Source organism: Streptomyces sp. NPDC044061, from assembly GCF_056434305.1.
The window spans coordinates 151,067-162,412 of the sequence record NZ_JBWKFL010000020.1 but is presented as its reverse complement, the minus strand read 5'-3'; the positions used below and the strand labels follow the sequence as shown (position 1 = coordinate 162,412).

The 11,346-nt window shown below is 69.0% G+C and carries 11 protein-coding genes and 1 riboswitch; of the genes, 10 read left to right on the top strand and 1 reads right to left on the bottom strand.

The genetic code is table 11. The features are described from left to right. From AC07CM_RS30580 to AC07CM_RS30570, 3 genes are all read left to right on the top strand, one after another. A partial coding sequence (locus AC07CM_RS30580) for a cytochrome c oxidase subunit I (protein ID WP_478879692.1) occupies positions 1-750 on the top strand: 750 nt, incomplete at its 5' end. Next, positions 747-1,145 carry a cytochrome c oxidase subunit 4 gene (locus tag AC07CM_RS30575; RefSeq protein ID WP_478879691.1) on the top strand — a complete coding sequence of 133 codons (399 nt, stop codon included), beginning with the start codon at positions 747-749 and terminating at the stop codon, positions 1,143-1,145. The genes AC07CM_RS30580 and AC07CM_RS30575, both read left to right, overlap by 4 nt. Before the next feature lie 131 nt (positions 1,146-1,276). Continuing rightward, positions 1,277-2,539 carry a L,D-transpeptidase gene (locus AC07CM_RS30570; protein ID WP_478879690.1) on the top strand — a complete coding sequence of 421 codons (1,263 nt, stop codon included), beginning with the start codon at positions 1,277-1,279 and terminating at the stop codon, positions 2,537-2,539. A 42-nt stretch (positions 2,540-2,581) separates the two neighbouring features. On the opposite strand, the gene AC07CM_RS30565 is transcribed toward AC07CM_RS30570, so the two are convergent. After that, positions 2,582-2,983 carry a response regulator gene (locus AC07CM_RS30565; RefSeq protein WP_478879689.1) on the bottom strand — a complete coding sequence of 134 codons (402 nt, stop codon included), beginning with the start codon at positions 2,981-2,983 and terminating at the stop codon, positions 2,582-2,584. A gap of 146 nt (positions 2,984-3,129) precedes the next feature. Here AC07CM_RS30565 and ctaE point away from each other — a divergent pair, with 146 nt between their 5' ends. From ctaE to AC07CM_RS30530, 7 genes are all read left to right on the top strand, one after another. Next, positions 3,130-3,750, top strand: a complete 621-nt coding sequence (ctaE, locus tag AC07CM_RS30560; RefSeq protein WP_478879688.1) for an aa3-type cytochrome oxidase subunit III — start codon at positions 3,130-3,132, stop codon at positions 3,748-3,750. Positions 3,751-3,812: 62 nt separating this feature from the next. Continuing rightward, entirely contained in the window at positions 3,813-4,625 is an 813-nt protein-coding gene (qcrC, locus tag AC07CM_RS30555; RefSeq protein WP_478879687.1) for a cytochrome bc1 complex diheme cytochrome c subunit, read from the top strand. Next, the gene (qcrA, locus tag AC07CM_RS30550; protein ID WP_478879686.1) at positions 4,622-5,680 is read left to right on the top strand and encodes a cytochrome bc1 complex Rieske iron-sulfur subunit; all 1,059 of its coding nucleotides are present in this window, start codon (positions 4,622-4,624) and stop codon (positions 5,678-5,680) included. Before qcrC ends, qcrA begins: the two co-directional genes overlap by 4 nt. Continuing rightward, a complete protein-coding gene (gene qcrB / locus AC07CM_RS30545) occupies positions 5,677-7,314 on the top strand; it encodes a cytochrome bc1 complex cytochrome b subunit (RefSeq protein WP_478879685.1) in 1,638 nt (545 codons plus the stop codon). The genes qcrA and qcrB overlap by 4 nt, the downstream gene beginning before the upstream one ends. Before the next feature lie 120 nt (positions 7,315-7,434). Next, positions 7,435-8,499 (top strand): anthranilate phosphoribosyltransferase, encoded by a 1,065-nt coding sequence (gene trpD, locus AC07CM_RS30540; RefSeq protein WP_478879684.1) that lies wholly within the window; start codon positions 7,435-7,437, stop codon positions 8,497-8,499. Positions 8,500-8,584: 85 nt separating this feature from the next. Further along, a riboswitch (SAM riboswitch) is annotated at positions 8,585-8,701 on the top strand. Between the two features lie 171 nt (positions 8,702-8,872). Continuing rightward, positions 8,873-10,234, top strand: coding sequence for an aminotransferase class V-fold PLP-dependent enzyme (locus tag AC07CM_RS30535; RefSeq protein ID WP_478879683.1), 1,362 nt, complete (start codon positions 8,873-8,875; stop codon positions 10,232-10,234). Positions 10,235-10,265: 31 nt separating this feature from the next. Further along, positions 10,266-11,346 (top strand): serine/threonine-protein kinase (locus AC07CM_RS30530; protein WP_478879682.1); only part of this gene is annotated, 1,081 nt, incomplete at its 3' end.

The following is an 11,346-nucleotide window of genomic DNA, read 5'->3' as shown; positions in this document are numbered from 1 at the left end:
TTCTTCTCCTTCATGACGTTCCTGATCGCCGTCCCGACCGGTGTGAAGTTCTTCAACTGGATCGGCACGATGTGGAAGGGCAGTCTGTCCTTCGAGACACCGATGCTCTGGGCGGTCGGCTTCCTGATCACCTTCACGTTCGGTGGTCTGACCGGTGTCATCCTGGCCTCGCCGCCGATGGACTTCCACGTCTCCGACTCGTACTTCGTGGTGGCCCACTTCCACTACGTCGTCTTCGGTACGGTCGTGTTCGCGATGTTCGCCGGATTCCACTTCTGGTGGCCGAAGATGACGGGCAAGATGCTCGACGAGCGGCTCGGCAAGATCACCTTCTGGACGCTGTTCGTCGGCTTCCACGGCACGTTCCTGGTCCAGCACTGGCTGGGCGCCGAGGGCATGCCGCGTCGTTACGCCGACTACCTGGCGGCCGACGGCTTCACCACGCTGAACACGATCTCGACGATCAGTTCGTTCCTGCTCGGCCTGTCGATCCTGCCGTTCCTCTACAACGTGTGGAAGACGGCCAAGTACGGCAAGCCGGTCGGCGTGGACGACCCGTGGGGCTACGGCCGTTCGCTCGAGTGGGCGACCTCCTGCCCGCCGCCGCGGCACAACTTCCTCACCCTGCCGCGGATCCGCAGCGAATCCCCGGCGTTCGACCTGCACCACCCTGAGATCGCCGCGCTCGAGCAGCTCGAGTCGAGCGGTCACGGCGCCGCCCTCGCGGGCAGCAAGGAGGCCGGCAAGTGAAGATCCAGGGCCGGATGTTCATCTGGCTGAGCTTCTTCGTCCTGATCATGGCCGTCGTGTACGGCGTGTGGTCGAAGGAGCCGGCCGGTACCACGGCGCTCTTCCTGGCCTTCGGCCTGTGCATCATGATCGGCTTCTACCTGGGCTTCACGGCCCGGCGGGTCGACGCGGGCGCGCAGGACGACATGGAGGCCGATGTCGCGGACGACGCGGGCGAGCTGGGCTTCTTCAGCCCGCACAGCTGGCAGCCGCTCGCCCTGGGCTTCGGCGGCGCGATCGCCTTCCTCGGCGTGGCCGTCGGCTGGTGGCTGATCTACTTCGCGGCACCGATCATCCTGGTCGGCCTGTTCGGCTGGGTGTTCGAGTACTACCACGGTGAGAACCGCACCCAGTAGCACGCACCGAGCGCAACGGGAGCCCGGAACCTCTGCCAGGAGGGTCCGGGCTCCTGCTTTTGCCACGGTGTCCGTCCCTCGTACGGGTTACGTGCCGCGCCGGTAAGCTCTCCGTCTCATAGCGTGATCATATGAACCACACTCCGCGGACCCGCACCGTCGTCAGCTGCACTTTGCTGGTGACCGTCCTCGGCGCGGGCGTCACCGCCTGCGGTTCGGACGGCAACCCCCTGTCGGCCAAGCCGTACGACGCAGCGGATCAGATCACCTTCAACGGCCCCACCGAGGCGGGCAAGCGGGCCGACCCGGACAAGCCCCTGGAGATCACCTCCGACGGCGGCGACGGCCGGATCACGGACGTCACCGCCCAGGACTCCACAGGGCGCTATGTGGCGGGCGAACTCGCCGCCGACGGCAGCCGCTGGCACAGCACCTCCCCGCTGGCCGCCAACGCCCACTACACGGTCGTGGTGAGCACGGAGGACGACGACGGCGCGCCGGGGCGCAAGGTCCTCGCCTTCGACACCACCAAGCCGACCAGCAAGAAGCGCCTGGGTGTCACGCTCGGGCCGAAGTCGGGCCAGTACGGCGTCGGGCAGCCCATCACCGCCCAACTGGACCAGGAGGTCAAGGACAAGGCGCAGCGGGCCATCGTGGAGCGTGCCCTCAGGGTGGACTCCGCGCCGGCCGTGCTGGGCTCCTGGTACTGGGTGAGCGACAAGGAACTGCACTACCGCCCCAAGGACTACTGGCCCGCGCACGCCACGATCCAGGTGCACAGCAACCTGGACGGGGTCAGGATCAGCGACCGGCTGTGGGGCGGCAAGTCCAAGGCCCTGAAGATCACAACGGGTGAGAAGGTCGAGGTCGTCACGGACGCCGCGGCGCACCAGTTGACGTACTACGAGAACGGCAAGCAGGTCAACCAGGTCCCCGTCACGACCGGCAAGCCCGGCTACGAGACCCGCAACGGGGTCAAGGTCGTGCTGGAGAAGCAGTACTTCGTACGGATGCGCGGCACGACCGTCGGCATCGCCGAGGGCAGCTCCGACTCGTACGACCTCCCGGTGTACTACGCCACCCGGGTCACCTGGTCGGGGGAGTACGTCCACGCCGCGCCCTGGTCCGTGGGCTCCCAGGGCTACGCGAACGTCAGCCACGGCTGCACCGGCATGAGCACGTCCAACGCCGAGTGGTTCTTCGACCACATCCACGAGGGCGACATCGTCAGGGTCGTCAACTCCAACGGCGACCCGATGGAGCCCTTCGGCAACGGCTTCGGCGACTGGAACGTCGACTGGAAGAAGTGGCGCACGGGCAGCGCCCTCGTCAACGGCACCCCGGACGGCCCCGCACCGCAGGACGCCCTGCGCCTGCAGCCGACAGCGGTGTAACCACTCAGGGGCGCGGGGCAGTCGCCTCGCGCCCCCGGCCTCCTAGGCGCTCAGCAGCCGCTTCTGACGGAGCAGACCGGCCAGGGCGGCCGCGAACTCCACCGGGTCCACCGGCAGCGTCACAGCCGCGTCGGCCCGGCTCCACGTGGCCAGCCACGCGTCCTGGGGCCGCCCCATCAGCAGCAGTACAGGCGGGCAGTTGAACACCTCGTCCTTGATCTGCCGGCACACCCCCATGCCCCCCATGGGCACGGCCTCACCGTCGAGCACGCACACGTCGATGCCGCCCTTGCCCAGCTCGCGCAGCACCGCCTCCGGAGTGGCGCACTCCAGGAACTCGACGAGCGGGACATCGGAAGCAGGCCTGCGGCCGGCGGCCAGCCGCACCTGTTCCCGCGTGTTGGAGTCGTCGCTGTACACCAGCACTGTGGCGGTCGGCTGCATGCTTCCTCCGGGACGTCTGCGTCGTACGGACAAGGCCGTTCGGGCCGGATGTTACTCCCATGAACACCACGTCAACACCGGTTCGGCGGGCAGCAACACTCCGAACGGCACCCCCCGGAGTGAGGGCGGGATAAGCGACCGACATAATGTCGGTCGTGGCGACAGCAACGACAGTAGAAACCGGGCACGCGCACCCGTCGGTCAACCGGCCGAACCTCACCAGCGTCGGAACCATCATCTGGCTGAGTTCCGAGCTGATGTTCTTCGCGGCCCTCTTCGCGATGTACTTCACCCTCCGGTCGGTGACCGGACCGGCGTACTGGAAGGAGCAGGCGGACGCGCTCAACGTCCCCTTCTCCGCGACGAACACCACGATCCTGGTGCTCTCCTCGCTCACCTGCCAGCTCGGCGTGTTCGCCGCCGAGCGCGGGGACGTGAAGAAGCTCCGTGGCTGGTTCATCCTCACCTTCATCATGGGTGCGATCTTCATCGGCGGTCAGATCTACGAGTACACGGAGCTGGTGAAGAAGGACGGGATCTCCCTGTCCTCCGGCCCGTACGGCTCGGTGTTCTACCTGACCACCGGCTTCCACGGCCTGCACGTGACGGGCGGTCTCATCGCCTTCCTGCTGGTCCTCGGCCGCACCTACGCGGCGAAGAGGTTCACCCACGAGCAGGCGACCGCCGCCATCGTCGTGTCCTACTACTGGCACTTCGTCGATGTGGTCTGGATCGGCCTTTTCGCCACGATCTACCTGATCAAGTAGCCGGGACCGCTCCCGCACATCCAGAAGCATCGACGCAGAAGATCCTGACACCGGGGTAATCCGTGAAAAAGCTCTCCGCACGACGACGCCATCCGCTGGCGGCGGTCGTCGTCCTACTCCTCGCGCTGGCGGCCACTGGGGGGCTGTACGCCGCGTTCGCGCCCGCGAGCAAGGCACAGGCCGATGAATCCTCCCAGTCCCTGACCATCAAGGAGGGCAAGAAGCTCTACGAGGTCGGCTGCGCCAGCTGCCACGGCACCGGTGGCCAGGGCTCCTCCGACGGCCCGAGCCTGGTCGGCGTGGGCGCCGCGGCGGTCGACTTCCAGGTCGGCACCGGCCGCATGCCCGCCGCCACCTCGCAGGGCCCGCAGGTCGTAAAGAAGAAGAACATCTACACCCAGGCCGAGATCGACCAGCTCGCCGCGTACATCGCGTCGCTGGGCGCCGGCCCCACGGTGCCGACGAAGGAGCAGTACGGCCCGGAGGGCGCGGACATCGCCAAGGGCGGCGAGCTGTTCCGCAGCAACTGCGCGCAGTGCCACAACTTCACCGGCAAGGGTGGTGCCCTCACCAGGGGCAAGTTCGCCCCGACCCTCGAGGGCGTCGAGCCGAAGCACATCTACGAGGCCATGCAGACGGGCCCGCAGAACATGCCGTCCTTCCCCGACACCACGCTGTCGGAGAAGAACAAGAAGGACATCATCGCGTACCTGCACGCGGTCGACAGCGATGAGACGACCAACCCCGGCGGTATGGAACTGGGCGGCCTCGGGCCGGTCACCGAAGGTCTGTTCGCCTGGATCTTCGGTCTCGGCGCGCTGATCGTGGTCGCCGTCTGGGTCGCCGCTCGGACCGCAAAGGCCAAGAAGTCATGAGTAGCCAAGACATTCCAGAAGAGAACCTGCCTGCTGAGCAGGACCACGCGCACGGAGCCGTGAGCGTCGCGGACGAGGAGAACCCGTTCGCGGACCCGGGGCTGCCGCCCCACGAGCACCGGATCCAGGACATCGACGAGCGGGCCGCCAGGCGGTCCGAGCGCGTCGTCGCCCTGCTGTTCACGGTGTCGATGCTGGCCACCATCGGCTTCATCGCCTCGTACGTGGCGATCCCGCACGACAAGTCGATCTTCGTCTTCCCGATCGGGCACGTCAGCGCGCTCAACTTCGCGCTCGGCCTGACCCTCGGCGCGGCGCTGTTCTGCATCGGCGCGGGCGCGGTCCACTGGGCCCGCACCCTGATGTCCGACGTGGAGGTCGCCGACGAGCGTCACCCGATCTCGGCCTCGCCCGAGGTCCGTGCGAAGGTCCACGCGGACTTCCGCGAGGGTGCGAAGGAGTCGGCGCTCGGCCGCCGCAAGCTGATCCGCAACACGATGTTCGGCGCGCTCACCCTGGTGCCGCTCTCCGGCGTCATGCTGCTGCGCGACCTCGGCCCGCTGCCCGGGACCTCGCTGCGCCACACCCTGTGGGCCAAGGGCAAGCTGCTGGTGAACATGAACACCAACCAGCCGCTGCGCCCCGAGGACGTCGCCGTCGGTTCGCTGACCTTCGCCAAGCCCGAAGGCCTGGAGGAGGCCCAGGAGGACTTCCAGAACGAGATCGCCAAGGCGGCCCTGATGATCATCCGGCTCCAGCCGGACAACATCAAGGACAAGCGCGAACTCGAATGGTCGCACCAGGGCATCGTCGCGTTCTCGAAGATCTGCACCCACGTCGGTTGCCCGATCTCCCTGTACGAGCAGCAGACGCACCACGTGCTGTGCCCGTGCCACCAGTCCACCTTCGACCTCTCCGACGGTGCCCGAGTGATCTTCGGCCCCGCCGGTCACGCCCTGCCTCAGCTCCGCATCGGCGTGAACGACGAGGGTTACCTCCAGGCGCTCGGCGACTTCGAGGAGCCCGTCGGTCCTGCATTCTGGGAGCGCGGATGAGTACTGCATCGAACGAAGAGGCCCGCTCTCGCGGGAAGGCCCCGGCCGGCGAGCGGATCGCCGACTGGGCCGACGGCCGGCTCGGGATCTACTCCCTGGCCAAGTCCAACATGCGCAAGATCTTCCCCGACCACTGGTCGTTCATGTTGGGCGAAGTCTGCCTGTACAGCTTCCTCATCATCATCCTGACCGGTGTCTATCTGACGCTGTTCTTCCACCCGTCGATGAACGAGGTGGAGTACCACGGCAGCTATGTCCCGCTCCAGGGACAGCTGATGTCCGAGGCGTTCAACTCGACCCTGCACATCTCCTTCGACGTGCGCGGTGGTCTGCTCATCCGGCAGATCCACCACTGGTCCGCGCTGATCTTCCTCGCCGGCATGTTCGTGCACATGATGCGCGTGTTCTTCACCGGCGCGTTCCGCAAGCCGCGTGAGATCAACTGGCTGTTCGGCTTCCTGCTGTTCGTCCTCGGCATGTTCACCGGCTTCACCGGTTACTCGCTCCCGGACGACCTGCTCTCCGGCACCGGTGTCCGCTTCACGGAGGGCGCGATCCTGTCGATCCCGATCGTGGGAACGTACATCTCGTTCTTCCTCTTCGGCGGTCAGTTCCCCGGTCACGACTTCGTCGCCCGGTTCTACTCGATCCACATCCTGCTGCTGCCGGGCATCATGCTCGGCCTGGTGGTGGGCCACCTGATCCTGGTCATCTACCACAAGCACACGCAGTACGCGGGTCCCGGAAAGAGCGAGAAGAACGTCGTCGGCATGCCGCTGCTGCCGGTGTACATGGCCAAGGCGGGCGGCTTCTTCTTCCTGGTCTTCGGCGTGATCGCGGCGATCGCCGCGGTGACCCAGATCAACCCGATCTGGGCCATGGGCCCCTACCGGCCCGACCAGGTGTCCACCGGCGCCCAGCCCGACTGGTACATGGGCTTCGCCGAGGGTCTGGTCCGCTACATGCCGGGCTGGGAGATCAACTTCTGGGGCCACACGCTCGTCCTGGGCGTGTTCATCCCGCTGGTGCTCTTCGGCCTCGTCCTGGGGGTCATCGCCCTCTACCCGTTCATCGAGTCCTGGGTCACCGGCGACAAGAGCGAGCACCACATCCTGGACCGCCCGCGCAACGCCCCGACCCGTACCGCGTTCGGTGCGGCCTGGGTCACGGTGTACATGGTCGGCCTGGTCGGTGGTGGCAACGACCTCTTCGCCACCCACTTCCACCTGTCGATCAACGACGTCACCTGGTTCGTCCGGATCTTCTTCTTCGCCGGACCGGTCATCGCGTTCATCGCCACCAAGCGGATCTGCCTCGGTCTGCAGCGCCGCGACCGCGAGAAGGTGCTGCACGGTCGCGAGACCGGCATCATCAAGCGCCTGCCGCACGGTGAGTTCATCGAGGTGCACGAGGCGCTCAGCCAGGAGCAGCTGCACACCCTCACGGCTCATCACCAGTACGAGCCGGCCGAGATCGGCCCGACGGTCGACGAGAACGGTGTCGAGCGCAAGGTGAAGGCGTCGGAGAAGCTGCGGGCCAAGCTCAGCCACGGCTACTACGGCGGTGACAACCAGATCCCGAAGCCCACTGTCGACGAGTACAAGGAGATCACGAGCGGCCACGGCCACCACTGATCCCCGCGTCGCCACGCCACGCTGAGGGGCCCCGTCCGGCTTACGGACGGGGCCCTTCGCCGTGCCGGGGGCTGGATAGGGTGGGATCACACTGTTCTGCTACGACACCAGGAGCGGCTGATGAGCGCTGTGACCCCCGCTGGAGGCGACACCGCGGCGGGCCGTTCCTGGCCCGCCCTGCTGAACGGGCTGCTCGACGGCCAGGACCTGTCCGCCGACGACACGGCCTGGGCGATGGACCTGATCATGCGCGGCGAGGCGACCGACGCGCAGATCGCCGGGTTCATGGTGGCCCTGCGGGCCAAGGGCGAGACGGTGCAGGAGATCACCGGACTCGTGCGGACCATGTACGAGCACGCCAACGTCATCGAGGTGCCGGGTCCGGCCGTCGACATCGTCGGAACCGGAGGCGACGGCGCCAAGACGGTGAACATCTCCACGATGTCGTCGATCGTCGTCGCCGGCACGGGGGCGAAGGTCGTCAAGCACGGCAACCGCGCCGCGTCCTCCGCCTCCGGGTCCTCCGACGTCCTGGAGAAGCTCGGGATCAATCTGAACCTGACCCCGCAGCGGGTCGCCGAGGTCGCCGAGGTCGCCGGGATCACCATCTGCTTCGCGGTGAAGTTCCACCCGTCGCTGCGCCATGTCGCGGCGGCGCGCGGCCAGTTGGGCATCCGCACCACCTTCAACGTGCTCGGCCCGCTGACCAACCCGGCCAAGGTGCGCGCCCAGGCGGTCGGTGTCGCCGACCCGCGCATGGCGCCGATCGTGGCCGGGGTCCTCGCCGAGCGCGGCAACTCCTCCCTGGTCTTCCGGGGCGACGACGGCCTGGACGAGCTGACGACCACCTCCACCTCCCGGGTCTGGGTGGTCCGGGACGGCAAGGCCACCGAGGAGAGCTTCGACCCCCGGGACGTCGGCATCGACCTCGTCCCCGTGGAGGCCCTGCGCGGCGCCGACGCGGCCTACAACGCGGAGGTCGCCCGCCGGCTGCTGGACGGCGAGCAGGGGCCGGTGCGGGACGCCGTGCTGCTGAACTCGGCGGCCGCGCTCGTCGCTCTGCGCCCGACGGACGCGCCGCTGGCCGAGCAGCTGCGCGCCGGCATGTCCAAGGCGGCGGAATCGATCGACTCGGGAGCGGCGAAGCTGGCGCTGGAGCGGTGGGTGGCCGCGAGCAACGCCTGACGTCCGCCGTCGAGGACGCGGGGCGCAGTCCAGATGGCGGACTGCGTCTTGCGTGCCGAAGATCGTATGGCAGGATACTGAACCAGGTCATGAGTGACAGTCATTCGGCCCCGGCCGACTGTCCGGCAACCCTCCGTCCGTGGCGGGGTGCCCCGGGTGAAGACCAGGCCGTGGGCAGCGAGGTCTACGGCAAGCGCGGACCCCTCGCAAACCAGGGGTCCTGGTCGTCGAGGGAGCCTTCTGTGAGCAAGCGAATGCGATAGGGCGTAGAGCCCCGCCTCCGCACACCCCTTTCGCCTGTCTTCACCTTTTCCCGTGCTCGAGCCGTACCCGCTCGCACGGTGAAACCCCTTGCCTCTCACAGGAGTTCGCCATGTCTGCTCTCACCGCTGCCATCGACCAGACCGTTTGTGTCCATCTGCCTGTTCTGGGCCGGGATGTCACCGTCCCGCTCGTGACGGGCGGCGAGGTCGCCTACGCGGCGCTCGACTACGCGGCCAGCGCCCCCGCCCTCCAGCGTGTCTGGGACGACGTGGCCGCCTACGCGCCGTACTACGGCAGCGTCCACCGCGGTGCCGGCTACCTCTCCCAGCTCTCCACCGACCTGTTCGAGAACGCCCGCCGCACCGTCGCCGAGTTCCTCGACTGCCGCGAGAGCGACCAGGTGATCTTCACCCGCTCGACCACCGACTCCCTGAACCTGCTGGCCCGCGCGCTCCCCGCCGACTGCCAGGTCTTCGTCTTCGAGACCGAGCACCACGCCTCCCTGCTGCCCTGGCAGGGCGCCCGCGTCACCTACCTCGACGCGCCGCGCACCCCGTGGCAGGCCGTCGAGACCCTGGAGCGGGCGCTGGCCGACCGCGACCCCCACGGCCCGTCCCTGGTCTGCGTCACCGGCGCCTCCAACGTCACCGGCGAGCTGTGGCCGGTGCGCGAACTGGCCGCCGCGGCCCACGCGCACGGCGCCCGGATCGTCCTGGACGCCGCTCAGCTGGCCCCGCACCACCCGGTCTCGGTGCGGGACCTGGACGTCGACTGGGTCGCCTTCTCCGGCCACAAGCTGTACGCGCCCTTCGGCTCCGGCGTCCTGGCCGGGCGCGCCGACTGGCTGACCGCGGCCGAGCCGTACCTCGCGGGCGGCGGCGCGAGCCGCAAGGTCACGCGGCGCGAGGACGGGGGAGTGGCCGTGGAGTGGCACGAGACCGCCGCCCGTCACGAGGCCGGCTCCCCGAACGTCATCGGCGCCTACTCCATCGCCTCCGCCTGCAAGGCGCTGACGGAGGCCGGCTTCGACACCCTGGTGGCCCGCGAGCAGTACCTGATCTCCAGGGTCCGCGCCGGCCTGGCCGAGGTCCCCGAGGTCAGGATCCTCTCCCTCTTCGGCGACGACGCCCCGCGCGTCGGCGTCCTCTCCTTCGTCGTCGAGGGCTGGAACAGCTCCCACTTCGCCGCCGCCCTCTCCGCCGAGTACGGCATCGGCGTCCGCGACGGCCTGTTCTGCGCCCACCCGCTGGTGCGCACCCTGCTGGGCGGCGACCCGGGGACCCAGGGCGAGTGCGGTGCCCCCGAGGCCGAGCCCGGCGAGAAGTCCCTGAACGCGATCCGGGTCAGCTTCGGCGCCGGCACCCCCGACGAGCACGTCGAGCGGTTCGTGAACGCGGTGCGGGAGTTGGTCCGGGACGGCGCCAAGTGGCAGTACCGCACCGAGGACGGCCGCTGCGTCCCGGCCGTCTGACGGACGCTCGGCACCGCCGTATACGCTCCCCTTGGACAACGACCAGCAGGACGCTGGACAGGGGGAGTTCGGGGTGCAGGCGCTGCGCGCGACCGATCCGCGGCGGATCGGGCCGTACCAGGTCCTGGGCAGGCTCGGCGCGGGCGGCATGGGCGAGGTGTATCTCGCCGAGTCGCCCAAGGGGCTCGGTCTGGCCGTGAAGGTGGTCCGGGCGGAGCACGCCGAGGACCGCACGTTCCGGGCCAGGTTCCGGCACGAGGTGCGGGCCGCGCAGACCGTGGGCGGCGAAGGAACCTTCACGGCCCGGGTCGTCGACGCCGACACCGAGGCCGAACGGCCCTGGATGGCAACGGAGTTCGTGTCCGGACCGAACCTGCGCGACGCGGTCGTGGACCACGGGGCGCTGCCCGAGTCCGCGGTCCGCCTGCTCGCCGCCGCGCTCGGCGAGGCGCTCGCCGCCATCCATGCGCAGGGGCTGGTCCACCGCGACCTGAAGCCGTCCAACATCCTGCTCGCCCCCGACGGGCCACGGGTCATCGACTTCGGGATCGTACGGGCCCTGGAGGCGACCTCGCTGACCCGCACCGGAGCGGTGGTCGGGTCGGTCGGCTACGTCTCACCGGAGCAGATCCGCAACGGGGGCCAGGTCGGCCCCCCGAGCGACGTCTTCTCCCTCGGCGCGGTCCTCGCCTACGCGGCGGCCGGCCGCGAGCCCTTCGGCGAGGGCCGGGACTCGGTGGTCCTGCTGCGCATCATCACCCGCGACTTCGACCTGTCCGGTGTACCGGTGGGCCTGCGCCCGCTGGTGGCGTCCTGCCTGCGCGAGGATCCGCTGGAGCGCCCGCTGCCGGCGGAGGTGGTGGCGAGCGCCGGGTTCGCGCGGGAGTCCCTGCGCCACGGAGTCCGCCCCGGCTGGTATGGCCCCGCCGCCGCCCACGCCCCCACCCGGACCGACCGCCCCAGCGGCGTCGAATACCTCGCCCCTGCCTCTGGGCTCGCCCCGTCTTCCGGGCTCGCCGCTGCGTCCGGGCTCGCGCCCGAGCGTTCGCACGCCTCTGCTTCCGGGCTCGCGCCCGTCTCTGGGCCTGCGCCTGCCTCCCGGCCCGAGCCTG